This window comes from Glutamicibacter nicotianae, from assembly GCF_006539525.1.
GTDB classification, from domain to species: domain Bacteria; phylum Actinomycetota; class Actinomycetes; order Actinomycetales; family Micrococcaceae; genus Glutamicibacter; species Glutamicibacter nicotianae.
Map to the genome: position 1 here is coordinate 560093 of NZ_BJNE01000001.1, position 25632 is coordinate 585724.

Annotated in this window: 28 protein-coding genes; 14 read left to right on the plus strand and 14 right to left on the minus strand. The window is 60.9% G+C overall.

Going from position 1 to position 25632, the window contains the following annotated elements:
- Positions 1-82: 82 nt before the first annotated feature.
- From ANI01nite_RS02520 to ANI01nite_RS02530, 3 genes are all read right to left on the minus strand, one after another.
- Complete coding sequence (locus tag ANI01nite_RS02520) at positions 83-718, minus strand: CueP family metal-binding protein (protein ID WP_141355730.1); 636 nt, start codon at positions 716-718, stop codon at positions 83-85.
- A 33-nt stretch (positions 719-751) separates the two neighbouring features.
- A complete protein-coding gene (locus tag ANI01nite_RS02525; RefSeq protein WP_141355732.1) occupies positions 752-1354 on the minus strand; it encodes a DUF305 domain-containing protein in 603 nt (200 codons plus the stop codon).
- 93 nt (positions 1355-1447) lie between these two features.
- On the minus strand, positions 1448-1882 hold the full coding sequence (locus ANI01nite_RS02530) for a DUF6153 family protein (protein ID WP_141355734.1): 435 nt from the start codon (positions 1880-1882) through the stop codon (positions 1448-1450).
- A 144-nt stretch (positions 1883-2026) separates the two neighbouring features.
- Here ANI01nite_RS02530 and ANI01nite_RS02535 point away from each other — a divergent pair, with 144 nt between their 5' ends.
- The 3 genes from ANI01nite_RS02535 to ANI01nite_RS02545 are packed head-to-tail and all read left to right on the plus strand — an operon-like array spanning position 2027 to position 3366.
- On the plus strand, positions 2027-2479 hold the full coding sequence (locus ANI01nite_RS02535; RefSeq protein WP_255314355.1) for a MarR family winged helix-turn-helix transcriptional regulator: 453 nt from the start codon (positions 2027-2029) through the stop codon (positions 2477-2479).
- Between the two features lie 34 nt (positions 2480-2513).
- Positions 2514-2936 (plus strand): organic hydroperoxide resistance protein, encoded by a 423-nt coding sequence (locus ANI01nite_RS02540; protein WP_141355736.1) that lies wholly within the window; start codon positions 2514-2516, stop codon positions 2934-2936.
- Positions 2929-3366, plus strand: coding sequence for a DoxX family protein (locus tag ANI01nite_RS02545; RefSeq protein WP_141355738.1), 438 nt, complete (start codon positions 2929-2931; stop codon positions 3364-3366). The genes ANI01nite_RS02540 and ANI01nite_RS02545 overlap by 8 nt, the downstream gene beginning before the upstream one ends.
- 107 nt (positions 3367-3473) lie before the next feature.
- Here ANI01nite_RS02545 and ANI01nite_RS02550 read toward each other — a convergent pair whose 3' ends face one another.
- Both ANI01nite_RS02550 and ANI01nite_RS02555 read right to left on the minus strand, forming a co-directional pair.
- Positions 3474-4268: an ABC transporter gene (locus ANI01nite_RS02550; RefSeq protein WP_141355740.1), complete on the minus strand. Its 795-nt coding sequence runs from the start codon at positions 4266-4268 to the stop codon at positions 3474-3476.
- Positions 4265-5191: an ATP-binding cassette domain-containing protein gene (locus ANI01nite_RS02555; RefSeq protein WP_141355742.1), complete on the minus strand. Its 927-nt coding sequence runs from the start codon at positions 5189-5191 to the stop codon at positions 4265-4267. The genes ANI01nite_RS02550 and ANI01nite_RS02555 overlap by 4 nt, the downstream gene beginning before the upstream one ends.
- A 138-nt stretch (positions 5192-5329) precedes the next feature.
- On the opposite strand from ANI01nite_RS02555, the gene ANI01nite_RS02560 reads away from it, so the two are divergent.
- Complete coding sequence (locus ANI01nite_RS02560; RefSeq protein ID WP_170214539.1) at positions 5330-6679, plus strand: sensor histidine kinase; 1350 nt, start codon at positions 5330-5332, stop codon at positions 6677-6679.
- A gap of 13 nt (positions 6680-6692) precedes the next feature.
- Positions 6693-7370, plus strand: a complete 678-nt coding sequence (locus ANI01nite_RS02565) for a response regulator (protein WP_141355746.1) — start codon at positions 6693-6695, stop codon at positions 7368-7370.
- On the opposite strand, the gene soxR is transcribed toward ANI01nite_RS02565, so the two are convergent.
- Positions 7351-7857: a redox-sensitive transcriptional activator SoxR gene (soxR, locus tag ANI01nite_RS02570; protein ID WP_255314356.1), complete on the minus strand. Its 507-nt coding sequence runs from the start codon at positions 7855-7857 to the stop codon at positions 7351-7353. The genes ANI01nite_RS02565 and soxR overlap by 20 nt on opposite strands.
- A gap of 87 nt (positions 7858-7944) precedes the next feature.
- On the opposite strand from soxR, the gene ANI01nite_RS02575 reads away from it, so the two are divergent.
- The 5 genes from ANI01nite_RS02575 (at position 7945) to ANI01nite_RS02595 (ending at position 11431) form a co-directional block, all read left to right on the plus strand.
- Positions 7945-8178, plus strand: a complete 234-nt coding sequence (locus ANI01nite_RS02575) for a hypothetical protein (RefSeq protein ID WP_141355748.1) — start codon at positions 7945-7947, stop codon at positions 8176-8178.
- A 166-nt stretch (positions 8179-8344) separates the two neighbouring features.
- Positions 8345-9478 (plus strand): LLM class flavin-dependent oxidoreductase, encoded by a 1134-nt coding sequence (locus ANI01nite_RS02580; RefSeq protein ID WP_121866599.1) that lies wholly within the window; start codon positions 8345-8347, stop codon positions 9476-9478.
- A complete protein-coding gene (locus ANI01nite_RS02585; RefSeq protein ID WP_141355750.1) occupies positions 9462-9920 on the plus strand; it encodes a MarR family winged helix-turn-helix transcriptional regulator in 459 nt (152 codons plus the stop codon). The genes ANI01nite_RS02580 and ANI01nite_RS02585 overlap by 17 nt, the downstream gene beginning before the upstream one ends.
- A gap of 124 nt (positions 9921-10044) precedes the next feature.
- Positions 10045-10728 (plus strand): hypothetical protein, encoded by a 684-nt coding sequence (locus ANI01nite_RS16880; RefSeq protein WP_218024296.1) that lies wholly within the window; start codon positions 10045-10047, stop codon positions 10726-10728.
- A 109-nt stretch (positions 10729-10837) separates the two neighbouring features.
- The gene (locus ANI01nite_RS02595) at positions 10838-11431 is read left to right on the plus strand and encodes a dihydrofolate reductase family protein (protein ID WP_141355752.1); all 594 of its coding nucleotides are present in this window, start codon (positions 10838-10840) and stop codon (positions 11429-11431) included.
- A 12-nt stretch (positions 11432-11443) separates the two neighbouring features.
- Here the strand turns inward: ANI01nite_RS02595 and ANI01nite_RS02600 are convergent, their stop codons facing one another.
- Together ANI01nite_RS02600 and ANI01nite_RS16620 are read right to left on the minus strand one after the other, a co-directional pair.
- On the minus strand, positions 11444-11920 hold the full coding sequence (locus ANI01nite_RS02600; RefSeq protein WP_141355754.1) for an SRPBCC domain-containing protein: 477 nt from the start codon (positions 11918-11920) through the stop codon (positions 11444-11446).
- 69 nt (positions 11921-11989) lie between these two features.
- Positions 11990-12499 (minus strand): GNAT family N-acetyltransferase, encoded by a 510-nt coding sequence (locus ANI01nite_RS16620; RefSeq protein ID WP_170214540.1) that lies wholly within the window; start codon positions 12497-12499, stop codon positions 11990-11992.
- A gap of 451 nt (positions 12500-12950) precedes the next feature.
- Here ANI01nite_RS16620 and ANI01nite_RS02610 point away from each other — a divergent pair, with 451 nt between their 5' ends.
- Together ANI01nite_RS02610 and ANI01nite_RS02615 are read left to right on the plus strand one after the other, a co-directional pair.
- A complete protein-coding gene (locus ANI01nite_RS02610; protein WP_141355756.1) occupies positions 12951-14378 on the plus strand; it encodes a D-alanyl-D-alanine carboxypeptidase family protein in 1428 nt (475 codons plus the stop codon).
- A 299-nt stretch (positions 14379-14677) separates the two neighbouring features.
- Entirely contained in the window at positions 14678-15850 is a 1173-nt protein-coding gene (locus tag ANI01nite_RS02615; protein ID WP_141355758.1) for a hypothetical protein, read from the plus strand.
- A 172-nt stretch (positions 15851-16022) separates the two neighbouring features.
- Here ANI01nite_RS02615 and ANI01nite_RS02620 read toward each other — a convergent pair whose 3' ends face one another.
- Genes ANI01nite_RS02620 through ANI01nite_RS02640 form a run of 5 tightly spaced genes read right to left on the minus strand, consistent with a single transcriptional unit; the run spans position 16023 to position 21726 of the window.
- Entirely contained in the window at positions 16023-17165 is a 1143-nt protein-coding gene (locus ANI01nite_RS02620; RefSeq protein ID WP_141355760.1) for a cysteine desulfurase family protein, read from the minus strand.
- Positions 17162-18028: a carboxylating nicotinate-nucleotide diphosphorylase gene (gene nadC / locus ANI01nite_RS02625; protein ID WP_174787662.1), complete on the minus strand. Its 867-nt coding sequence runs from the start codon at positions 18026-18028 to the stop codon at positions 17162-17164. Before nadC ends, ANI01nite_RS02620 begins: the two co-directional genes overlap by 4 nt.
- Positions 18025-19668: an L-aspartate oxidase gene (locus ANI01nite_RS02630; RefSeq protein WP_141355763.1), complete on the minus strand. Its 1644-nt coding sequence runs from the start codon at positions 19666-19668 to the stop codon at positions 18025-18027. The genes nadC and ANI01nite_RS02630 overlap by 4 nt, the downstream gene beginning before the upstream one ends.
- Complete coding sequence (gene nadA, locus ANI01nite_RS02635; RefSeq protein ID WP_141355765.1) at positions 19665-20948, minus strand: quinolinate synthase NadA; 1284 nt, start codon at positions 20946-20948, stop codon at positions 19665-19667. Before nadA ends, ANI01nite_RS02630 begins: the two co-directional genes overlap by 4 nt.
- A gap of 52 nt (positions 20949-21000) precedes the next feature.
- On the minus strand, positions 21001-21726 hold the full coding sequence (locus tag ANI01nite_RS02640) for an NUDIX hydrolase (RefSeq protein ID WP_141355767.1): 726 nt from the start codon (positions 21724-21726) through the stop codon (positions 21001-21003).
- A 115-nt stretch (positions 21727-21841) separates the two neighbouring features.
- Between ANI01nite_RS02640 and ANI01nite_RS02645 the strand changes: the two genes are divergently transcribed.
- A complete protein-coding gene (locus tag ANI01nite_RS02645) occupies positions 21842-22591 on the plus strand; it encodes an alpha/beta fold hydrolase (protein ID WP_121867789.1) in 750 nt (249 codons plus the stop codon).
- 101 nt (positions 22592-22692) lie between these two features.
- Here the strand turns inward: ANI01nite_RS02645 and ANI01nite_RS02650 are convergent, their stop codons facing one another.
- Positions 22693-23472 carry a helix-turn-helix transcriptional regulator gene (locus ANI01nite_RS02650; protein WP_083586929.1) on the minus strand — a complete coding sequence of 260 codons (780 nt, stop codon included), beginning with the start codon at positions 23470-23472 and terminating at the stop codon, positions 22693-22695.
- A gap of 85 nt (positions 23473-23557) precedes the next feature.
- Here ANI01nite_RS02650 and ilvD point away from each other — a divergent pair, with 85 nt between their 5' ends.
- Entirely contained in the window at positions 23558-25477 is a 1920-nt protein-coding gene (ilvD, locus tag ANI01nite_RS02655; protein ID WP_141355769.1) for a dihydroxy-acid dehydratase, read from the plus strand.
- The last annotated feature ends 155 nt before the right edge of the window (positions 25478-25632 follow it).

Here is a 25632-nt window from a genome sequence, read left to right on the forward strand (position 1 = left end):
AGCATCGATAGAACTCGGGCCTGCAACCACCGCGGTGGTTGCAGGCCCGAGTTCGTTGGTGCTCTGCCGGCGGCAATTGGTGCTACACCAGCTGCATCTCCGTCAGGCAGGTAGCGTTCTCATCCCCGGCGGTGGACACCGTGGTCTGCGCGGTCTTTCCCTGATACGTGAACTCCAGGTCCACCATAATTCCCCGCGGAACCCACAGGCCGATAAATCCGTTGTCGAAGGATTCCATTTCCTTGTCCACCAGAACTTCACCGGTATCCGAGTTGACTGCCTTGACCTTCATTTCCACGCCTTGCAGCTGCCCCACGCAGGTGGTGAGGCTATGGAAATGGCAGCTGTGCGTCTGGTCCACGTAGGGTGCGGCTGAGAGGTAGTACTGGTCTTCGGGCAGCGGCAGGTTCGCGGTGCGTCCCGATTCATCGGCCAGCACCAGCTGCGTTGGCTTCACCTGGGCGGTGAAGTTCTGAGGCCGTTGGTCCTTCGGCAAGCGATCGAGCTGGTCGATGACCTGTTTGGCGTCCAACCCCTCCAGTCCCAGCTCGGCAAGGAACTGCCCTGCGTGCTCGGCGTCGATCGCCGTCGTGGCAGACTGGCTTGCTGGCTGCCCGGCACTGCACCCTGCGAGGAGGGCCAGTGCCAGGACGGTTCCAGCGCCAGTTGCCGCCGCCTTCCAGCGTGCAGTGCAAGGGGGCGAAATTCGTTGAGTCAAGTAATATCCCATCTTCTTGGTTCGCAGCACCGTTTACAGGCCGGCCAGCAGCTGCTTCATCTCGTCGATTTCAGTGGTTTGCGAGTCGATGATCTGCCCAGCCAATTCCTTGGCCTCGGCATCCTGGCCGTCCTCCAGCTCCGACTCGGCCATGTCCACCGCACCTTCGTGATGCATGATCATCTGCTCGAGGAACAGTTGCGCGGCTTCCGTTCCGGAAGCTTCCTGCAGTGCCTTGATCCCGTCTTCCGGAACCATGCCATCGTGCTCCATGCTGCCGTGGTCCATTCCTTCGGGCATGTCCCACTCGTCCAGCCATCCATCCATTCGCTCGATCTCCGGCGCCTGGGCTGCCTTGATGCGCTCGGCCAAGGCTGTGACCTCCTGCGGGATGTCTTTCTTGCCCAAGATCATCTCGGACATCTCGATCGCCTGTTCATGGTGCACCTTCATGCCCGAAGCGAAAGCCATATCGGCATCGTTGGCTGACGCTGACTGGTCCATGGAATGGCCGGCATGCGAATCGGACGCTGAGGCGCTCGGCGCCGGGGTACTTGATGATTCCCCCGAGCATCCGGCGAGGGCGAGCGTTGCGCCCAGCACGAGGGCGCTGCAAATGAGGATCTGCTTGTTCATGGTAATTCTCCTGGTGGATATCGAACGTGAACGGCGCCCGCCTGCGGCGGCGCCGGAACCAGCCGGAGGCCGGTGCGTGGACCGGCCAAGCCCTCACGTTCGGCAGATCCCCAAGGCAACCAGATCAGGTTTTTCCGGCCCGATACCAGGCAGCGCCGATGCCGTGCACAACGTCTGCGGGAACGCCGTCGGGAGCACGGCTACGGTATGCGGCGGCCGCAAGAACAGCAGCATGGCCAGCAGCGCCAACACGCAACCCGCGGCGGCCATGCCATGGTCCATCGGACAGTCGGCGCAGCCCTGCTCCGAGCCACCCGCGTCGGCTGGCGGCGCATGTGGCGTGGGCTCGGCGTCTGCCGGATGTGCATGGGCCACCGGGGCCAAGGACTGCGCCTGGGCTCCATGGTTCATCACATGCATCGAGAACAAGCCGAGAAGCACCGCGCTGATCAGGAACAGCGAGCGGACGACCGCCAGGCGGGGGCAGTTGCGCCCGCCGGCCTTCGCCGGGTGTTTTCCGATGCTCATGGATCCCAGCTTAGCGACGGCAGCTCACGGACGCGAAACGCGTCCACGTCCGAATCCCCGTTCTGCGTTGATTGCAGCTCCAAGCTCGGATAAACCATTAATATTTAAGTTGTGCACAATTGAATTGTGTGCAATCATTATTCCATGGCAATAGTTGACGATATGGTGTGCTTCTCCCTCTACTCGGCAAGCCGGGCAACCACTCGCGCATATACCGAACTGCTCGCCCCGTGGCAGCTGACCTACACCCAGTACTTGGTGCTCGTTTCACTGTGGACCGAAGGCGATAAGCCGGTGCGCGAGATCGGCGAAATGCTCCAGCTGGACTCCGGGACCCTGTCTCCGCTACTCCGCCGGCTGGAGCAGAAGGGCTTCATTGAACGGCGCCGCGATGGCCAGGACAGCCGCGTCGTCAACGTCAGCTTGACTCCCGCTGGCACATCCCTGCGCAAGGATCTGGCGCACATCCCGGCGCAGATTGCTTGCGGCACCGGGCTGCCGGACATGGAAAGCGCCAAAGCGCTGCTGGCAACGCTGCACCGCATCACCACTTCCATGCAGGGAATCCCTGCTCCGGAGCAACCCTCCCGAAAATAGCTACAAGCTTTCACCATCAACGAAAGGCAATTCCATGGAAACCCTGTACACCGCAGAGTCCCTGTCCACCGGCCAAGGCCGCGAAGGGCGCGTCCAGACCCCCGACGGCAAGCTCGACCTGGTTTTGGCCTCCCCGGCAGAACTAGGCGGTTCGGGCGCCGGGACCAACCCGGAACAGCTGTTCGCCGCTGGCTACGCCGCTTGCTTCCACTCGGCACTAAATCTGGTCGCGCGCGGCCGCAAGGTAAAAATTGACGACTCCAGCGTCGGCGGCCGTGTCCACCTGAACCGCGACGGGGAGAACGGATTCAAGTTGTCGGTAGAGCTGGAAGTCATCATTCCCGGCCTGGAACCCGCACTGGCCCAGGAACTGGCCGATGCGGCTCACCAAGTCTGCCCCTACTCCAATGCCACACGCGGCAACATCGATGTCCTGGTGAGTGTCGGCGATGACTAGGTCCAGGGAGGGGAAGCCACTGGGTTTCGCCCGGCACGGAGCACGGATAGCGCTCGGCTCATTTCTCGGCTTCGCCGGGGTCAGCCACCTGACCTTTGCCCGCGAGGAATTTCGCTCCCAGGTCCCGGACTTCGTCCCGCTGGATCCGGATCTGACGGTCATCCTTTCCGGTGTCGTGGAAATCGGCCTGGGACTTTCCTTGCTCGCGCTGCTCAAGAAGCGGGTAGCCGTGGGCTGGATCGCCGCCCTCTTCTTCGTCGCGGTGTTCCCCGGCAATTTAGCCCAGTGGCAGGAGGGACGCGATGCGTTCGGCTTGGACACCGACGCGAAACGACTGGCCCGGCTCTTCTTCCAGCCGGCGCTGATAGCGCTCGCACTGTGGAGCACCGCAGCATGGCGCGACCGGGCCCAGCTGCGGTCCAAGGCCTAGAAAAGCGGCGGCATGCGCACGGCGGGAGTTTCGGGCATCACGCCGGATGCCCCGCCGTGCACTGCCTGCGCAATTTCGCTGGCCGGCGGCCTGGCGCCCGCCCATGGCTAGGCATCCCGACGTTTCAAGCTGATGCATCCGGCGCCGAGCAAAGCAACGCTCCACGCAATCAGGACCATCAAGGCCACCAAAGGCCCGTACGGTTCGCTGGCTCCGGTCGCCATGAACGTCGCCGCGTTGGTTGGCAAATACTGGATCACTTCTTGGATCCACTCAATGGGGATCAGCTGCAGAATCTGCGGCAACCCGATGACCAGCATGATGGCGCAGACGATGGTTCCCGCAGAATTGCGGCAGAGCAAACCCAATCCAAGAACCATCAAGCTCAGCAACGCCAGGTAGGTTCCGGCTCCCAGTGCCGCGGACACCATGTCAGGGAAACTGAATGTGCCGTACTCCCCTGCGCTCAGCGCTGTGGGAATGGTGGCCAGCAAGATCATCACAGCACCGGCCAGGAAGTTCACGATGAACAGCAACAGCGCCTTGGCCCCGAGGAATACGCCGCGTCGCGGGACAGCCTGCAAGGAGCTGGCGATGGTTCCACTGGAGTACTCGTTGGTGATGTGCAGCGCTGAGGCGGCCGCGAAGAAAAGCTGGCCGAATTGCAAGGTGGCGAAGGCCAGCAAAGGGGCTGGCATCGCGGTGTCGAAGCCGTTGTCGCCGCTGGCTTTCGCGCTGATGCCCAGGACCCAGCTCAACGCGATGGTTGCCACGAACCCGGCAAGGAACAACCCGGTCAGGGATCGCAGGCCAAAGAACTTGGTGGTTTCCGCTCGGGTTGCGGCCATCAGCGCTGGGGCTGACAAACCGGACGTTGCTTGGTTGATTGCTGGCGAGCTCATTTGCCCATCGCCTTTCCTGCCGTGCTTGAAGTGAATTCCACAGTGTCTCTTGTCAATTGGTCATAGGCCGATTCAAGTGATCCGCGTGCCTGGCTCAACTCGTGCAGTTCGAAATCGTTGCTGAACGCGATGGCGCCGACTTCCGCCAGGGAAAGCCCGGAAATTTCCAGACGGTTTCCGCCACCCTCAGTGATTTCAGCACCGTGGCCGGCCAAGGCTCCGGCGAGCGCCGAAGCTTGCGGCGCGCGGACTGCAATCACTTGCTGGGCGAAGCCCTTGATGAGCTCGTCGGTAGGTGCCTGGGTGATCAGTTCTCCGCGTCCGATGAGGACCAGCTGGTCTGCAACCTGCTGCATTTCGCTCATGAGGTGGCTGGAAACGAAAACCGTTCCTCCCTGGGCGGCCCGGTTCTTCATGAGCTGCCGGATCCAGGCGATGCCTTCGGCGTCCAGGCCGTTCATCGGCTCGTCCAGGATGAGGATCTGCGGGTCGCCGAGCAACGCGGCTGCGATGCCCAGGCGTTGGCGCATGCCCAGCGAGAATCCGCCGATGCGTTGTGCCGCCGCCGATTGAAGTCCGGCTTGGGCCAGGACTTCATCGATGCGGCTGGCAGGGATCTGGTTGCTTTGCGCGAGGGCTTTCAGGTGCGTGCGCGGAGTGTGTCCGGGGTGGCCGGCGGTTCCTGTGATGTGCGCTCCTACGGTGCGCATGGGATGGCGCAGTTGTTCGTAGCCCACCCCGTTGATCAGCGACTTCCCGCTGGTGGGCGCATCAAGTCCGAGGATCATGCGCATGGTGGTGGATTTGCCGGCCCCGTTCGGTCCGAGGAACCCGGTGACGGTTCCTGGCTCTATCGTGAAGCTCAGTTCGTTGACGGCTCGGTTCTTCCCGTAGTCCTTGGTCAGCGAGTCTAGGGTGATCATGGTGTGCTCCTTGGGTTGTGCTTCAACCCTAGGAATTCTGCTGTGCCGGCACATCGGAGGTTGGTCGGCTCTTCTCATGGCGAAGTCCACGACTTTCGTCGGTGTTCGCTGCACCGCATCGTGCGTAGCATGAGTTCCATGACTACTTCGTGGAAGCAGCTCGGGCTTCTGATTGCCCTGGCATTGTGCGCGTACTTGGTGCCGATTTCCACGAATGCCGCATGGATTCTCCTGGCGCCTTGTGCGGCTTGGATCAGCTTCCTGGCCGGGCGGCATGTGGCCTCGTTGCTCCATGGCGTGCTGGCCTTCGCCGCAGGCACGCTTGCCGCGGCGCTGACGCTGGTTTTCTCTTCGCATGTCAGCTTGCTGACCTTTGCCTTGAATATCCTGACCGGTCTGGTGCTGTTCGCGCTGCTGCCTTGGTGGATTGGCCGGTCACGGCGCAATACGGTGCTGTTCCGGGCCCAGGAACGCGAGCATGCGGTGGTGCAAGCCGAGCTTCGCGAGAGAGCCCGCATCGCCGAAGCAATGCATGACCAGCTGGGGCATGATTTGGCGCTGCTGGCCCTGTCGGCCAGCGGGCTGCAGGTCACCGTGGAGAAAGGCAGCGAAGCCTATGCGCAGGCTGCACGGGTCCGCGAACAGGCCGATGCTTCCATCGACCATCTGCACCAGATTATCGGCGTGCTGCATGATCCGGATCAGCAAGCTCCGTTGGATCCAGCAGTTGAGAGCATCGACCGCTTGCTCGAACGGGCACGTGCCAACGGCATGGGCATCAGCTATGAGCATGACGGCGGCAAGTCTTCGTCGCTTTCTTCCGATGGCGCGTCGGCGATATTGAATCAGATGGTGCAGGAAGCACTGACCAACGCCGCCAAGTATGCCCCCAAACAGCCGGTCAGCATCAAGCTGGATACGCGCACGAGTCCCGCTGTGCTCCGCATTGCGAACTCGCTGGCCGGGGACTCCCCGAAGCCACGGCCCGGGGCCACGGGTCTGGCCTCCTTGCGCCGGGCCTTGGACACCGCCGGCGGTTCGCTGCAGATCACCCAGGCAGCCGGCCGTTTCGAACTGCTGGCCCGCGTTCCGCTGGGCAAGCAACACCGTCCGTCACCGGTATCCCATGCGCCTGTTTTGAAAACCAGCAGGCGCCTGATGATTGCCGTGCCGATTCTTGCCGTCGCAGCCATCGCCGCCGGACTCTACTTGCTGCAGGACGCCACCTACAGGGCCACGGCCTTGAGCCCTGCAGACTTCCAGCAGCTGCAGCCTGGGATGAGCCGCGAGGAAGTTTCCCGCTTCGTGACCGCCAAGGGCCTGGACGAGCCTTTGCCGGTAATCAAGGAATCATCCCCGGCCGCCAACGCCGAATGCCGGTACTACGCCGCGAAAACCGGTGTACTCGACCTGGACAGCGAGATGTTCAGGCTGTGCTTCACCGACGATATCCTCGTCTCTGCCGACCACCTGTACCCAGCTCCCTAGGATCGCTCCCGCCATGGACATTGACTCCCCCGTAACCGTTTTGCTCGTTGACGACGAGCCGCTGATTCGTGCAGGCCTTGGCACCATCTTGGGCAGCGACCAGCGCATCACCATCATCGGCGAGGCTGAGAACGGCCACCGTGCCATCGAGCTGTCCCAGCGTCTGGAACCGCACGTCATCCTGATGGATATCCGCATGCCCCAATTGGACGGCTTGAGCGCAATGGAGGCCATCCTGGAGCAGAATCCGCAGGCCCGGGTACTGATCCTGACGACCTTTGGCGAAGAAGACTACATCGACCGCGCCATGTCCGGCGGCGCGGCTGGATTCCTGCTCAAGAGTTCCGGACCGGAGGAACTGGTGGGAGGCGTGCTGGCGGTCGCCGCGGGAGCCGCTGCCCTTTCGCCGCGCATCGCGAAGCGCGTCATCGACAAGTTGCGTGGCATTGATACCTCCGCTGCCTCCCGCGCGCAGTCGCGAATCAGCTCCCTGAGCAGTCGTGAGCATGATGTCATGGCGCTGGTTGGCGCGGGCATGTCCAACGCGGAAATTGCCGGCAGGCTGTTCTTGACCGAAGCAACCGTCAAGGGGCACATGACGAGCATCATGCTCAAGGTCGGGGCGCGCAATCGCGTGGAGACCGCGCTCATTGCCTATCAGGGCGGGATCGTCAGTCCGCAGAGTCCGTAGCCGCATCGTTGAATTTCGCGTCGAGTTTGCGGATCCAGCGCGACCCTTCGCCTTCCTTCGCGGCTTCGTCTCCGGGGTTGACCAGCGAGCAGGTCTTGAATGACAGGCACCCGCAACCGACGCATCCATCCAGCGAATCCCGCAGCGATTCGAGCTGCAGCATGCGGCGATCGATGATCCGCTTCCAGTGCGTGCTCAGCTGTTCCCATTCGATCTGCCGAGGGGCCCGGTCCTCGGGCAGCTCGCTCAACGCGTCGGCAATTTCGGCCAAGGTCAGCCCCACACGCTGGCCCGCGGCAATAATGGCCAACCGGCGCAGCGTGTGCTTGGGAAAAAGGCGCATGTTCCCGCTGGTCCGGGTGGAGAAAATCAGGTTCCGCGATTCATAGAACCGGATCGTGGCAACTGATACCCCGGCACGGCGCGCAAGATCCCCGATGCCTAGCTGGCTTTTCCTGGTTGGCATTGCGGATTCGCTGGCGGTCATAAATCGAATTATTCAGCCCCTTTCCCTTGACCTCAAGTTAGCTAGAGCCTGTTGGCTGTCGTATGAACCACGACGAAAGGCCACGACATGAGCGCCACCCAGATCTACCCATGCACCACCCCGTTCTCGCCCCTGCCGGAACTGCAACTTGATGCAGGGAACACGTCCCCGCTGAACGCGCGCCAGCTGCGCCGCCATCTGCGGCAGCTGCGCAAGCACCGGCGCCATTGCCAGTGCACGCCGCAGGGAACATCAATGGAATTGGCCCATGAGCACAGTTCCCTCTTCTGGGGTGGCGGCTTCGTCCCCACGCATCGCTGATCCGCGTCAGGCAGCCGTAAGCCTGGTGCGAACGAGCAGAAGCAAGTGCAAGCAAGCGCACCACGCAGGGAACGGGAATATTTGACGCATCAACTTGTTATTACATGCATACGCATATAAATTGGTGGCAGGGCAAAACGCTTGCACCGTAGTAACAGGAGTGGACATGCAATTCGGAGTATTCTCAGTCAGCGACATCACCCGCGACCCGACGACCGGCCGCATCCCTACCGAGAAAGAGCGCATTGACGCATCGGTGGCAATCGCCAAGAAGGTCGAAGAGATCGGCATGGATGTCTACGCCATCGGCGAGCACCACAACCGCCCGTTCTTCTCCTCCTCCCCCACCACCACGCTGGCCTACATTGCCGCGCAGACCGAGCGCATCATCCTGTCCACCGCGACTACGCTGATCACCACCAATGACCCGGTGAAGATCGCCGAGGACTTCGCGATGCTCCAGCATCTAGCCGATGGCCGCGTGGACCTTGTCCTGGGCCGCGGCAACACCGGCCCGGTCTACCCATGGTTCGGCAAGAACATGCAGGACTCGGTCAACCTGACCGTGGAGAACTACCACCTGCTGCGCCGCCTGTGGGATGAGGACGTCGTGAACTGGGAAGGCAAGTTCCGCACCCCGCTCCAGAACTTCACCTCGACCCCGCGCCCGCTCGATGACGTGGCACCGTTCGTCTGGCACGGATCGATCCGCACCCCGCAGGTCGCTGAAATCGCCGCCTACTACGGCGACGGCTTCTTCGCCAACAACATCTTCTGGCCGAAAGAGCACTACCAGCAGCTGATCGGCCTGTACCGCGAGCGCTACGAGCACTACGGCCACGGACGCGCAGACCAGGCAGTCGTGGGACTGGGCGGCCAGTTCTATATGGCCAAGGATTCCCAGCAGGCGGTCAAGGAATTCCGCCCATACTTCGACAACGCCCCGGTCTACGGCCACGGCCCATCGCTGGAAGACTTCACCGCGCAGACCCCGCTGACCGTCGGCTCGCCGCAGCAGGTGCTGGAGAAGACCCTGTCCTTCCAGGAATACTTCGGCAGCTACCAGCGCCAGCTGTTCCTGATCGACCACGCGGGCCTTCCGCTGAAGACCGTGCTGAACCAGCTGGACATGTTCGGCGAGTACGTGCTGCCTGAACTGCGCAAGGAAATGGAGTCCCGCGCACCGAAGGACCTCACCCCGGCGCCGACCCATGAAGGCCTGGTGGCCGCTCGCAACGCTAAACTGGTCGCTGAGCAAGCAACCACCAAGGAGCCAGCAGCAAGTGACCGGGACCAGTAATCCAGCAGCCTCATTGAAGGTCACCACCGATGCCTGGGAAGCGCTTTTCCGCGCACAGGTGGCGGTCATGCGCCAGATCACCGCAATGCCGGAATTCGGCAAGCTCTCCATGCGCGAGTACGACGTATTGTTCAACTTGCGCACCTGCCCCGGAGGCAAGAGCCGGCTGGTTGACCTGAATAAGCAGCTGCTGATCTCGCAACCCAGCCTGAGCCGCATGGTCACCCGATTGGAAGACCAGGGGCTGGTAGTTCGCGAGCCCGACCCGAATGACCATCGCGCCATGCAGCTCTCGCTGACCGAGAAGGGACGCAAGCTGCAGCAGGAAATCGGGCGCGAGCACGTCAAGCATCTGCACAACCTGCTGGGCAGCGCGCTGAGCGAAGACGAATTCCATGAACTGCGGCGCCTGAGCACCAAGCTGCGAGATGCGGTGCAGTAGCGGATCAGCCGAGCCCGGAAGGACATGCCATGAGGCAGCTCCTTCCGGGCTCTTTGGCATTGCATGGGATTAAATTGATTCATCATCACCTGTTCATTCACGGCACCCAGAAGGCAGATCACTTTTGAAGGACGAGAAGCTATTCAGCTTGGAAGAAGCCGCTGGCACCCTTGGGGTAGACACCAAGCAGCTGCGCAGCTATCTGCGCCAGCATCGTCCCAAGGGCGCAATCCAGAAGCCGCCCCAGCCAGGAGGCACGTGGCATGTGTCCGCCACCTTGCTGGCCCAGCTGCAGTTCGCCGGCGCACCGGGAATGGACATTGCCCTCAAGCCCGTCGATGACCAGGTCATTGATTCGCTGGAATGGTCGCCGTGGGAATCCTTCGAAGCCACAGCCGACTCGGCACCCGTGGCTCCGGGAGTCTACATGTTCCGCCGGGCCGGCGCCGGGGACCACGAGCCCATCTACGTGGGGCAGGCCGGCGAGCGCAGCGGCAAGGGCCTGCGCGGACGGCTGAAGATCTATTCCAGCGGCAAGGGTGCGACCTCCGGCCTGGGCAAGTACGCCTTCGACGAAGCGTTGGCTGACCCGCAGTGGCTTCGGGAACTGGCAGCCGAGGCCGATCGCGGCGAGTCCCGGACCGTCCAGCAAGTCGCGCGCCTGGCCATTGACCGCTTGCATCTCGAAGGCCGGTGGGTGACCTGCATCCACCGCAAGGCTGCCCTGCTGCTGGAAGCCGCGTTGATCCGGAAATACCACGCTACGCTGTGGAATGTTGCCGGTGCGCCGAAGGATGCCGGGAACTGAGCCTCCTGCCGGATTTTCCCGGGCTTGGGGTTGATTCTGCTTGCGGGCAGGTTCATTGTTGGAGTAGCCACCCTCCCGCCAGCAAGTAGGTTGAATCGAGGCATTTGCCATGGGCCCGGTAGTTTGCGATGTCACCGTCTCCTTGGACGGATTCTGCGCTGGCCCCAACCAGAGCATGGAGCATCCCCTGGGCGTAGGAGCCGAAGCGCTGCACCGTTGGCAGTTCGAGAATCTTGAGGAAAACCAGGCTGAAATTTCTGCCATTACCGAAGCGTCGGCTTTCATCATGGGCAGCAAGATGTTCGGCCCTCCAGCCGGAGAAGACGATGCCGGCTGGATCGGGTGGTGGGGAGAGAATCCTCCGTATCATGCCCCGGTCTTCGTGCTAACCAATCATCCGAAGCCGGTGCTTTGCCTGGAGGGCGGAACCAGCTTCCAGTTCATCTCCGAGGGGATCGAGGAAGCCCTTGCCGAGGCACGCGAAGCTGCTGGCGAGAATCCGGTGGCCATTGCCGGCGGTGCGAGCACCATCGTGCAATTCCTGCGAGCCGGCCTCATTGACGAGCTGCGGCTGCATATCGCACCGATCCGCCTGGGCCGCGGGGAGGCCATCACCGTTGAAGACATAGAAACACACATGGACCGCGTTTCCCGCCGTGAAACTTCACTCGTGACGCACGTGTACTACCGTCGCCGCCGGTAGCTCAGGCACCAACTATTTGTAGAAGCCTTCGCGCAGGTTGATCCCGTATTCCAGCCACGCTTTCATGGCGGCCAGCATTCCGGTCCATCCTTCGCAATTGCCGAAGGCGGCCTTGGCCCCTTCATCGGTGGCAATCCAGCTCGCTTCGCTGATGGTCACCTTGGTTCGGGTGCTGTCCTCCAGGGACTCGAAGTCGAATCTCACGGTATTCATGCCATCTTCAGCCGTGGATTGCTGGCCTCCCCATTGGAAGACAATGCGTTTTGGTTCTTCAACCTCCAAGACCTTGACCGGGAAAGCTCCGGGGAAATCATGGAAGTCCCAGCTAACGGTGGCACCGTTTTCCAAGTATCCCTCGGCTCCCCCGGTAGTGAAGTAATGGGAAAGCTGTTCCGGATCAGCCACAGCTTCGAATACTTGCCTGATCGACTTGGAAATGATGCCTGAGACGGAGAAGGACAGTTCGCGAAGCTCTTGCTGTGTTTCCATACGTCAGGTTTACGCCCGAGGGGAACAGGAGACAATAGGAGCGAGAAAATTCCCAGCGAAAATTAGCGGCTAAACGCCGAACGGCTTGGCATAACGGTAGTCGCCGCTCGGCAGGCAGCTGTCATCGAAGACGCGCACCATGAAGTGCTCGCCCCACGACGGAACCGAAGGGTGGATACCTCGGGGCTGGGCAGCTTCGTAGCCGAAGCGGCTGTAATAGCCTGGGGCACCGAGCAGGACAATGCCGCTGATGCTTTCTCGCTCAGCCCTGTCATGAATTTCTTGCATCAGGATCGATCCGACACCCCGGTGCTGGTATTCCGGAGCGACAGCCAGCGGACCTAGCCCCAATAAGGGTTCCCCATTGACTGCGCCCCATGTCGCGATGACATGGCCGATAACCGTTGTGTCGTCCAGGGCAACGATTGAGAAGCGGTTGTCATATTGGTCGCACTCGAAGAGCTGCTGCAGCAGTCCGACTTCCTCAGGCTCAACCATCGGATCGATTCCGGCGAACGCAGCGTGCGTAATTGCATACACCGCAGCCCGGTCATCGAAGACTTCTGGACGGATACGCATGCACGCAAACCTACCAAATCTCGCCCAACTAGAAAAATTGACTCGTCGCAGTCTTCCATTTGCCAGAACGCCTGCCCAAGGCACCTCCGCGCCTGCTGGAGAAAAGATTGCAGCAACTTGCGGGCAAGTCTGGGACCGCGATTTCCCGCGCAACCGGCATCGTAGAACTACGAGGCTGAATGGAATTCCCGATTGCTGCTTGTCCGGGGCCACGACTCTTGGAAATTCTCCGATTCCCCACGTGGGAAGATGCTTCTCCTGGTGCAGGCAGGGCATCGCAGATGATGGCACGTGCTTTCATCCAAGGGATAAAACAGTCCGCTTGCTTCCGCAGAAGGTCGGTCGCAATAGGCCCGTTTCATCTCCAACGTTTGCAGTAACACCTTGAATGACTCATAGATAAGTGATGGAATGATGGTCGCATCGCTTGTCACCTCTACCGGAGAATTCCATGAAACAGCCTCGGGCGTTCAAGATTTCCATGGCTGCCGCGCTATCGGCTGCGCTGTTCGCAACAGTGCTGCCGGCAAATCCGGCACTAGCCACAGCTCCTGCCTCCGCCGTGTCAGTGCCCCAGGCACAAGTGCTCGCAGTTGACAGCGGACTGCAGATTGCTGCCAAGAAAATCCAGCGCAATCCAAGCAAGGATGATGTCTTCGTCAACAAGAAGTACCCGCTGAGTCCCGTGAAATACGCTCCGAAGACGGTAGCCGTCAAAGGCACCAACGTCAGGCTGAGGTCCTCGGCCGCCAAGGCCTACACCAAGATGGTGAAGGCAGCGGCCAAGGATGGCGTCAAGATTCGCGCCGTCAGCGGATACCGTTCATACAACCGCCAGGCGGAGCTGTTCAACTACTACTCGCGCATCTACGGCAAGAGCTACGCTTCGCGCATTTCTGCTGTACCAGGCACCAGCGAGCACCAAACCGGTCTGGCCATTGACGTTGGAAACGCCAATGGCGCCTGCGGATTGCAGGCCTGCTTCGCCAACACTCCTGTGGGCAAATGGGTAGGCAAGAATGCGCACAAGTACGGCTTCATCATGCGCTACCAGAAGGGCCAGGAATCCGTTACTGGCTATGCCTACGAACCGTGGCACTTCCGCTATTTGGGCACCTCGTTGGCCAAGAGCGTCAAGAATTCCGGGGCCAAGAGCCTCGAAGCCTACTATGGGGTTTCCGGCAAGAAGTCTGACAGCGCTCCGAAGAAATCCAAGGGCACTGCCCAGACCAACGCGAATCTGAATATGCGCACCGGGGCGGGCACCGGCAATCGCGTGCTGCTGACCATTCCGAGGGGCAAGACCGTCCAGCTGACCGGTTCCAAGAAGTCCGGTTGGTACCAGGTTCGCTACAGCTCGAAGACCGGCTGGGTTTCAGGCAAGTATCTGAAGAACGTCTCGATGCCATCTGCGCCAAAGAAGGATACGAAAAAGAGCACACCGCAGAAGAACACCAGCAACGCCAAGTCGGCCAAGACCACGGCCAACTTGAACATGCGTACCGGGGCAGGCACTAGTAATCGCATCGTGCTGACCATCCCGCAGGGCAAGAAGGTAGCCATTCGCGGCGCCAAGAAGTCCGGCTGGTACCCGGTGAAGTACGCAGGCAAGAACGGCTGGGTCTCGGGTACCTACCTGAGCAGTTTCTCCTCGTCCGGTACCGCTCCGAAAGCGACGAAGCCCAAGACCTCGAAATCTTCGTCAAAGAAGACCATCGCGAATTTGAACATGCGCACCGGTGTTGGGACGAGCAAGCGAGTCATCCTCACCATTCCAAAGGGCAAGACGGTGACGGTCCGCGGTGCCAAGAAGTCAGGCTGGTACCCGGTGAAGTACGCAGGGAAGAACGGCTGGGTCTCCGGCAAATACCTGCGCTAAATCTTTGAACTAGCGCACCAGTGTCCGCATTGTGAAAGATAGGCGATTCATTCTCAGATGAATCGCCTATCTTTTTGCTGTTGCACTTCCCCGAGGTACGGCGAAATTGCCACTTCATGGTCAATTACTTACTTCGACGGTCAATAGCAAGTTCGCAAGTCGCTAACTGGCAGATACAGGATTGGCCGCTTCATGGTTCCAAACGGATCCCGTTTCCTAGCACTTATTGGATAGGCTAAGAGCAACTTGCCTACAATTCGCGCAGCTGGTTTCCAGCACAAAACTTTGGGGGAAATACATTGCAGGAAAGCACGAACCAGAAGTCTGAACTCCCCAGCCAGCAGGAGGAAGTACTAGGTGCTGTGGACCCGAACGCCACAAATCCGGATCAAGGAGCGGACGAGACCCTCTCCGATATGCTCAAGGATCAGAATGTCGATGCCGAGCAATTCGCTACTGCTTTCCTCAAGAAAGTAATTCGGCTCAGAGGCGTGAAAATCGATCGTGATCATTTCCTCACGGCAGAACTGCACAAAAAGGGATACAGCCGCGATCAGATAGATAGAGCAGTCTCTACCAACCCAGCCGCGGCAGGCATTGGGCCCAAGCTCTTGGATGAAATCGCTTCCGAATCCATTGATTTTGAAACCCGCAAATCCACTGCTTTGTCATTTGCCAGTGGATTACCTGGCGGTTTGTTCATGTTCGGAACCATCCCGGCGGATATCACGCAGTTCTATATCCATGCGTTCAGGGTCATGCAAAAAATTGCTTACACCTACGGTTGGCAATCTTTCCTCGACGACGTGGAGCATATCGATGATGAAACCTTGGGCAAGCTTGCTGGCTTTCTCGGCGTGATGATGGGAGTCAGCGGGGCATCGACCACGGTAGGCCGGTTCGCTGCCCAGGTAGCAGGACCGGCTATTCAGAAAAATATAGCCAAACAGGCTCTGACAAAAACCGCCTGGTATGGTCCGATGAAACAAACGCTGAAGTTGATTGGCGTCAATGTCACCAAGCAAAGCTTTGCGAAGAGCGTCAGCAAGATTGTTCCTGTCGTTGGCGGTGTGGTCTCGGGAGGGCTGACCTTCGTTACGCTCAAGGTGCAGTCCAATAGGCTGAAGCAGCACTTGCGCGAGCTTCCGCCACCGCTAGTTGACGCAGCGGAGTATTTGGCTGCCCTTCAGGATCTGGACAAGGCCGAAACCGAGAATGGCCTGTCGGCGACGCTGAGTTCAGCAGGAGCTTCTATCCGTGACAAGGCACACAAGGTTTCGGATTCCGTGCGCGACAGCAACTTGGTAAAAGGTGGCCTGTCTGGAGCTTCTGCCGGCGTATCAAAGGCGAAAAATCTTGGGTCATCGCTGGCCGGTGCAGCTAGCGGGCGACTTGGCGGAAAGAAGCGAGCCGAACGCCAACAGGCACTCCCCGCTGCTCCGACCGATGAGCAACAGGAAACCGACGACTGATAGCCAAGCGATCTCGAACGATTCCTCAAAGGCTGGAGCAGCCGATCACAGCTTTTGGGGAAATATTCGTACTAGGACATTGCAGGATGCTGCCATGCGTCAAGAAGTCCGTCGGAGCCACGGTCACCGAACTGAAAACACAACATTGGACAATCCAAGGCTATAGCCTTGGCTATTTCAGAAGCCCGGAAACGCAGGAAACGACAGCCGACGCTACCTGGCTGATCTCGTTCTCTTTCGCCGTACGTGTGAACGACAGCCTGACAGCCGTGTGGGCCAATTCTTCTTCATAGCCCATTGCGGTGAGCACTGCGGAAGGGTCGGTCGAGCCTGCCGCGCACGCAGAACCCGAAGAGCAGAGGACTCCCCTGCGGGCCAACTCAATCAGCACCGTTTCGCCAGCGGTCTTTGGGAAGACGAAAGAGGCGATGCCACCAACGCGATGCACCGGATCTCCGGTGAGCTGGACACTTCCCGGATGCTTGGCATTGAGCTCATTGAGAATCCTCTCAATCAGGTACGGGCCAAAGTTGTCGCCTAGTCCGGCTTCGCGCTGCGCAGTTGCCGCTTGCAATGCAACGGCTATGCCAACGGCGGCAGCCGGGTTTTCCGTTCCCGAACGCAGTCCGCCCTGCTGCCCGCCACCGTGAAGCAGCGGTACAAAGCGGTGCTTGGCTGACAGGTACATCGCTCCGCTGCCCTTGAGGCTGCCGATCTTGTGCCCGGAGATGCTCAATGCGTCCACGGCGGCGCACAGTGGCTTGAGGTCAATCCAGCCGGCGGCCTGCACGGCATCCGTATGCATGATCGCCCCAGCAGCATGTGCCAGTTGGGCCAACGGCTCTACCGGCTGAATGGTGCCGACTTCATTGTTCACAGCCATCACCGAAACCACGGAAACATCCGCATCAATCAGCTGGCCTGCCGCTTCCAGATCCACGAGTCCCGTGGCCGAGACAGGGATGATGCGATGTTCGAATCCGTGGAATTCAACCAGATACTTGCAGGCTTCCAGCACGGCTGGATGCTCAATGGCGCTGGAGACCACCACACGTCCGCGGGGCTTTGCCAAGGCCGCGCCGATGACGGCAGCGTTCGCTCCCTCGGTGCCGCCGGAAGTGAAATACACTTCTTCTGCCGCCACACCCAGTTGGCCGGCTACCTGCATTCTTGCCCAGTCATTGGCGCGCTTGGCTTGCTGGCCGGCTTCATGCAAGGAAGCTGGATTGCCGAAATCCTTGGTCAGCAATGGGTTGAGCATGTCGAGAACGTCCTGGCGAGGTGGCGCAGTGGATGCGGCATCCATGTAGATCATGCAATAACCATATCCAGACCAAGGTCAATTGCTTTCACCGAGTGCGTGATGGCACCCGAAGAAATGACATCGACACCGGCCTCGGCGACTGCCGCTACGGTGGCCGCGTTGATGTTCCCGCTGGCTTCGACCACTGCTTGCCCGTTGATCAGTTCAATCGCTGCGGGAATGTCAGCCGGATCAAAGTTATCCAGCATGATGATGTCCACTCCAGCGGCGAGCACCGGCGGAATCTGCTCAATGGAATCAACTTCAACTTCCATCGACGTGGTGTGCCCCAGCCGGGCGCGCACGGATTTCAGGGCTGCGGTCAGCTGCTCGCCGTTATCCAGCAAGGCCAGGTGGTTGTCCTTGGCCATGAAAGCATCGGACAGGTTGTCGCGGTGGTTGACTCCCCCACCGCAACGGACAGCATAGCGTTCCAGGACGCGAAGTCCTGGCGTTGTCTTCCTGGTATCGGCAATGCGGGCATTGGTATGCGCAACCAGTCCTACGAGTTCGGCGGTTGCGGTGGCGATGGCACTCATGCGCTGCAAAAGGTTGAGTCCCACGCGTTCAGCGGTCAGCAAGCTCGCCGCTGGCCCGCTGACCTTGAGCAAATCATCTCCGGCGGCAAAAGCCATTCCCTCGGCAACCAGCTGCTCGACCTCCAGCTGCGCATCGACCAGCTGCATGGTCCGGGCGAATACCACCCCTCCGGAGAGCACCCCCGGCTGACGGGCCTGCACCACGGCAGTGGCCGTCGCCCCCTCGGGCACGATGGTCAGGGCGGTGAGGTCGCCACGCGGATTGTCCTCGGCAAGCGCCATTTCAATGATGCGGTCCATGGCTGCGGTGGGTACCGGATGGATCAGAGTGTTCACGCGTTCAGTTCCTTGCTCAAGAAGTTCTTGTTATTCAGCTCGCTTGGGTGCAATGTCCAGCCATAGCGCACGCTCTGGCCTGGCCCGTTGCTGGTGCTTTCGGTTGAATCCAGGCGATGGTGTGCACCTAGGCTTCCGGTACGCGCCATGGAACCTGCGGCAATGATCCGTGCGGCGATCCACAGATTGCACAGTTCTGCTTGCTCTCGCGCCGTGGCGGCTACCGGGGCACTCGTCGCCAGCATGTGGGACATTTCCTCCAGCTGCCCACCGGTGCGGTAGACGCCAAGGGCGTTGCTGGCAGCGGCTTGCAGGTGCTCAAGATCCAGCGGCGCTTCCGGGATGGACTCGGAGATCTGCCGGATGGCCAGCTCCTCGGTGATGCAGCGGGCATCCGCCGGGTCGCTGCTCACTGCCACGATAGCATCCCGGGCGAAGACCATGGCTTCGAGCAAGGAGTTGCTGGCCAAGCGGTTGGCACCATGAACTGTCGTGTTGGCGCATTCGCCGGCCGCATAGAGTCCGGGGACAGTGGTTCGTCCTGAGGTGTCAGTGTAGATCCCGCCCATGAAGTAATGCTGGGCAGCCACCACCGGAATCAGATCATGAGCCATGTCCAATCCTGAGTCGTCCTCGGTGCACGAGGCAAGCTTGGCAGTGATGGAAGGGAAACGGGCTACGAGGAATCCCTTGCCCTGGGTTTCTTCCACCGCCCGCGCGTCAAGGAAAACCTGGTGCCCGTCTTGGATTTGGCCATGGATGCCTCGGGCCACGACATCACGGGGCGCCAGTTCTGCATCCGGGTGGAGTTCAGGCATGAAACGCTGCCCAGCCTCGTTGACCAGGATGGCTCCTTCGCCACGCACGGCTTCGGACACCATGCCGGCCTTCGGATATTTGGCAGGGTCAACCAATGTTGGATGGAACTGGATGAATTCGGCATCAGCGATCACAGCACCGGCCCGGGCGGCCAAGCCAAGGCCGTCGGCGGTTGCCCCCTGGGGATTCGTGGTTGCCGAGTACAACTGCCCAATCCCGCCGGTCGCCAGCAGCACCGAGTCGGCTTCGAGCATTCGCTCCTCATTGTGGCGCAGATAGTGCACCCCGGAGACTCTTCCGTTTTGCAGCAGCAGGTCGGTGGCAAGCGCGTCCTCGATGATGCTGAGCTTGCTTTCTACCTCCAGCTGGCGCACGGCGCGCGCTAGGGTACGCACCAATGAGGCGCCAGTGGCATCCCCATTGATATGCAGAATTCGGTGGGCGCTGTGCGCGGCCTCAAGGCCGAGTTGGTAGGAACCGTCTGCATTTCGGTCAAAGTCCACAGCATAGGTTTCCAAGGCCTGCACCAGCTCTTCGCCCGAGGAGCACAGGTGTTCCACTGGTTCCAGACCGCAGTGTCCCGCGCCCGCCTTCAGCGTATCGGCAACATGCTTGGACACCGAGTCGCCGTGGGCTACGGATGCTTCGGTGACAGCCGACAGGCCACCCTGCGCGTGCTCGGAATTCGAGTCGCCGAGTTTGCCTTTGGTCAGCAGTACCGGCCGGATGCCCAGCTGCACGGCTTGCAGGGCAGCGCATAGGCCCGCCACTCCTGAGCCGATGATCACCAGCTTCTCTGGTGTTCGCTGCTCCTGGCTCATGGCTTGGCAGCCAGCATGCGCTCCAGGGCGATCTTTGCATCTGCCTGCTGTTCCTTCGGCACCGAGATCTGGTTGACCACGCGTCCGGCAACCAGCTCTTCAAGCACCCATGCAAGGTAGCCCGGGTGGATTCGGTACATGGTGGAACATGGGCAGATCACTGGATCAAGGCAGAAGATGTTGTGCTGCGGGTACTGGGCAGCCAGGCGGTTGACCATGTTGATTTCGGTACCGATGGCAAAATCAGTCGGTTCGGTTGCGGCCGCAATGGCCTTTTGGATGTAGTCGGTGGAACCGGCTTCATCCGCGGCGTCGACGACTTCCATCGGGCACTCAGGATGCACGATGACACGCACGCCCGGGAAGTCCTCGCGCGCCGTGGCGATCTGCGCCGGGTTGAAGCGCTTGTGCACGGAGCAGAAGCCGTGCCACAAAATGACCTTGGCATCGAGCAGTGTGGCAGCTTCGTTGCCGCCCAGTTCCTTGCGCGGAGTCCACATTGGCATTTGCTCCAATGGAATGCCCATTCCCTTGGCGGTGTTGCGTCCGAGGTGCTGGTCCGGGAAGAACAAGACACGGCGTCCGCGCTCGAAAGCCCACTCCAAAACGGTTGCCGCGTTGGAAGAGGTGCAAACCAGTCCGCCGTTGCGACCGACAAATGCCTTGAGCTCGGCGGAGCAGTTCATGTAGGTCACGGGGATCACCGGCATCCGCCCGTCATCGGCTTCATCCGCGTAGAGCGCGGTGAGCTCTTCCCAGCACTGCTGCACGCTCGGGCCGTCGGCCATATCCGCCATCGAGCAGCCTGCCGCAAGATTCGGCAGGATTACCGCCTGGTCCTCGCGGCTGAGGATATCCGCGGTTTCGGCCATGAAGTGCACGCCGCAGAACACGATGGCTTCTGCCTTGTCGCGGGTCAGGGCCGCATTGGCCAGCTGGAAGGAGTCGCCTACGAAGTCCGCGTACTTCACCACTTCGTCGCGCTGGTAGAAGTGCCCGAGGATCACTGCCTTGTCCCCCAGGGTTTCCTTGGCAGCAATGATGCGAGCATCAAGCTCGGCGTCGCTGGCCTTGAGATATTCTTCCGGGATGGAACCCTGTACCGGGTAGCCTGCTGGCACCGAATCGCCTTGGGAGGCGCCGGGACCGTAGCCTGCCGGCGTGTCCCACGGGTTGGACGCCAGGTCGGTGGAGCAGGTGGAGCCCGGTGCCAGCAGATTGAGCCGAGCGATGTTCTGGGCTACCGAGGCATTGGCGTTGTCAGTGATTTGGGTGCTCATGGGTTCGTCCGTTTCTTACAGGATGACGGTAAATAAGTGTGGATGATGCTTGCTAGCCGTGCAGCGGGTCGACTTCCAATGGGTCCGGCCCATGGCCCACGTAGCGGTAGAGCCGAGGAGGCCGGTGCTGTCCGCCAGCCAGATACTCATCGGTTTCCTCGATGGAAGCCGTGCTCTTGAGCGTGCGGCGGAAGTTCGCGGGATCCAGGCGCCGTCCGAGGATGGCCTCGTAGACTCCGCGCAGAGCCGCCAAGGTGAAGCGCTCTCCCAGCAGCCGATGCGCTATCTGCCCGTATTCGGTCTTGTTTCGCAGCCGCCACATGGCGTAGTCCAGGATCTTCCGGTGGTCGAAAGCCATCTGGGCAATCTGCGGATCATCGATATCGAACCAAGCCACGTTGTCGTCTTGGACCGTGGCGCAGACTTGGTCAGCGTTCAGCAGCGCAAAGTAGGCGATGGTGACCAGCCGGTGGGTTGGCGAGCGGTCGATGTCGCCGAAAGTGTAGAGCTGCTCCAGGTAGGAGGGGCGTAGACCTGTGGTCTCGGCCAAGTTGCGTCCGGCCGCTTGGCCGAGGGATTCGCGCGGATCAACTGGACCGCCCGGCAGCGCCCACATTCCGGCGTGGGGTTGGCGAACTCGACGGACCACGGGCAAGCAGAGTTTGTCAGGGCCACCGTCCTTGCCTTCGCGGATTCCCAGGATCACTGTGGAAACCGCAAGAGCGGGTGGCAGGTTGCGGCGTTCTTCGACGTTCGCCCAGCCAGGTACGGATGACATTTTTTCTTGCCTCGTTTTCAAAGCATTCGATTTCGTTAGAGTCATTCTGACATTAACACTCTTGGCACGCTAGCCCGGATCTCATTTCGCCGGTGGATAGCCTATGATCAATGGCATGACTTTGGATCTGAATCTTCGAGTGGTTCGCGCAAACGCTGAGGTGAAAAGCCCATCCGTGCTTTTCATCCATGGCTTCGCCTCATCCGGCGAATTGAATTGGGACCGCTCGCGTTGGCTGAAATATTTCACCGATGCGGGACGCGATGTCCTTCTGATTGACTTGCCCGGCCATGGAGAAGACCCTCGACGCAACGACGGCAGCTGGGCACCAAGCCAGATTCGCCAGGCGCTGGCGGCCATTGTGATGGATCTGGATGAAGGTCCAGTCGATGTCATCGGCTACTCGTTGGGTTCACGCCTTGCCTGGGAGTTCGCCGCATTCAATCCAGACCTGGTGAATCACCTGGTCATCGGAGGTCCAGGGGCCGGCGATCCGCTGGCTGCCTTCGAATTGGATCAGGCCCGCGCCCATGTCGAGACGGGCGAAAAGATCCATGATGACTACACTGCCACCATCATGCAGATTGCCAAGGCTGAGCCGTCCAATGATCTCTCGGCGCTCTTTGAGCTGATCGAAGCCATCAAGTCCGAGCCGTATGACCCTGCCGCAAAGGTACCGTCAGTCCCGACCTTGCTGGTGGCTGGAGACCAAGATGATCTCGCCACGACCATGCCGCACCTGCGTCGGTTGCTGAAGAATGCGGGGACACGCAATGAAGTGCTGTGGCTAGCAGGACGCAATCACGCCAACGCGGTTACCAGCCGCGAGTTCAAGGAAAAGGCGCTGGGGTTCTTGAATTCCTAGGCGTAATCCCACAACCAGTTGGCTGCCCTACGGATCTTTCCGTAGGGCAGTTTAGCTTTATATACTCCCGAATCAGATCGGACCAGCGCCGTAGTGCGAGACTACAGCGGCGTGTACATCAACAGGGTCAAGTCTGTGGCTTCGGTAGGAGTCAGGTTGTGCTGCTCATAGCGGGTCAGCCCCAATTTAGGGTGCCGGAACACGCGTTCGCCGGTGCGGAACCCTGCAACGTCCCGTTCATTCCAGATGGCGGCGAATTCCGGGGAAGCCGCCGAGACCCGGGCAACGATTCCGCTCTCCCCCGAAGGGCTGAGCCATCCACGCGTTTCAGCACGGAAACTTCCAACGAATCCTCGGCTTTGCACTTCCCAGTCCGGCAGCATTTCGCGCAGCTGCGCGTCGGTGAACACCAGCCACAGCAGATTCCGGTCCTCGCTCTCCAGCGACTCCACCCGCGGATACAGCTCCGCGTAGGCCCGGTTCCATCCCAGGATGGTCCAGTCAGCCGAAAGCAGGAAGGCAGGGAACTGCAACGCATCCAGCAAGCGTTGCAGGGCCGGGGTCATTCCGCCGTTGCCGATTGGCTCCAGCTCGCCGTGCCCGGCCAGCGAAAACAGGTACGAGGATTCCACCGGGGTCAGCCGGTACAAGCGTGCCAATGACTGCAAGACCTGGCGGGAGGGATTAATATCCCGGGCCTGCTCCAGCCAGGTGTACCAGGTAACAGAAACACCGGCCAAGGTGGCGACTTCCTCACGGCGCAAACCTCGCACCCGGCTGCGCCCGATCTCCGGCAGTCCGTGCGATGCCCTGTCAGCCCGGGCTCTGCGGTCCTTGAGGAAGGCCGCGAGCTCTTCTCTGCGTCTCTGGCTTGGATTCACTGGGCCCACCCCTCTGCATGGTAGTAGTACTACTAGTATCGTCACCGTCTGGGTTTGACGGCAAATATATGGTGAGATTTTAGGTATGACCACACTTCGTTCACACACTGTCACCCATGGCCGCAATATGGCCGGCGCTCGCGCACTGTTCCGCGCAGCCGGCGTGAACGGCGCCGACCTCGGGCGCAAGCCGATCATCGCGGTCTCCAACAGCTTCACCGAATTCGTTCCCGGACACACCCACCTGCAGCCGGTTGGCCGCATCGTGTCCGAGGCCATCGAGGCAGCCGGCGGCATTCCCCGCGAATTCAACACCATCGCGGTGGATGACGGCATCGCCATGGGCCACGGCGGCATGCTCTACTCCCTGCCATCCCGCGACCTGATCGCGGACTCCGTGGAGTACATGGTCAACGCCCACTGCGCCGATGCGCTGATCTGCATCTCCAACTGCGACAAGATCACCCCCGGCATGCTCATGGCCGCACTGCGCCTGAACATCCCGACCGTCTTCGTCTCCGGCGGCCCCATGGAATCGGGCCGTGCCACCCTGGTTGACGGCACCGTGCGCACCCTGGACCTGGTGGATGCCATCTCCGAGGCAGTGAACGAGAACGTCTCCGATGCCGACCTGCTGCGCATCGAAGAGTCCGCCTGCCCTACCTGCGGCTCCTGCTCCGGCATGTTCACCGCCAACTCGATGAACTGCCTGACCGAGGCCATGGGCCTCTCGCTGCCAGGCAACGGCTCCACCTTGGCCACCCACACCGCGCGCAAGGACCTGTACCAGAACGCCGGCAAGCTGGTAGTCGATATCGCCAACCGCTACTACGGCGAAGATGACGAAACCGTGCTGCCCCGCAGCATCGCCACCAAGAAGGCCTTCGGCAACGCCATGGCACTTGATATCGCCATGGGCGGTTCCACCAACACCATCTTGCACCTGCTGGCCGCCGCCCGCGAGGCCGGCGTGGACTTCGGCCTGGATGAGATCGATGAGGTCTCCCGCCGCGTGCCATGCCTGGCCAAGGTGGCACCGAACGCTGCCGGCAACGGCACCATCTACTACATGGAAGATGTCCACCGCGCCGGCGGCATCCCTGCCATCCTCGGCGAATTGCGCCGTGGCGGCCTGCTGGATGAAACCGTGCACACCGTCCACTCGGCAACCCTGGGCGAATGGCTCGATAACTGGGATATCCGTGGCGGCAAGGCGACGCAGGAATCCTTCGACCTGTGGCACGCGGCCCCGGGCGGCAAGCGCTCCTCCACCGCATTCTCGCAGTCCGAGAAGTGGGCGGCCCTGGACACCGATGAAGCAGAAGGCTGCATCCACTCGGTAGAGCACGCCTACTCCAAGGACGGCGGCCTGGCCGTGCTGCGCGGCAACATCGCTGTGGACGGCGCAGTGGTCAAGACCGCTGGCGTCGACCCATCGATCTGGACCTTCTCCGGCCCGGCTGTGGTCTGCGAATCCCAGGACGAGGCAGTGGAGAAGATCCTGAACAAGCAGGTGAAGGAAGGCGACGTAGTGGTCATCCGCTACGAAGGACCGAGGGGCGGTCCCGGCATGCAGGAAATGCTCTACCCGACCTCGTTCCTCAAGGGCCGCGGCCTGGGCAAGTCCTGCGCGCTGATCACCGATGGCCGCTTCTCCGGCGGCACTTCGGGCCTGTCCATCGGCCATGTCTCCCCCGAGGCGGCCTCCGGCGGCCTGATCGCGCTGGTTGAAGATGGCGATACCATCTCCATCGATATCCCGACCCGCGAACTGACCTTGAACGTCTCCGACGAGGTTCTGGCCCAGCGCCGCGAGCGCCTGATCGCCACCACCGGCTACCATCCGAAGAACCGCGACCGCGTGGTCTCCCCTGCGCTGCGCGCCTACGCCGCCATGGCGTTGTCCGCAGACAAGGGTGCGGTACGCGATGTCGACAGTGTGGAGCGCGCCATGCGCGAAGCCCATGAGCGCGAAGCTGCAGCCCAGAGCGCATCGCAGATATAGCCTGAAGGCTTGACCGCGGCAGCAGGCCCGGACCTCTTATGCGAATAAGGGGTCCGGGCCTGCTCTGTTTCTGCCGCACTGTTGATGCCTCGGAAACATAACGAAACCGTAGTACCTGATGAATTGCATAACTGCTCCGTTGGCGAATAGCCAGA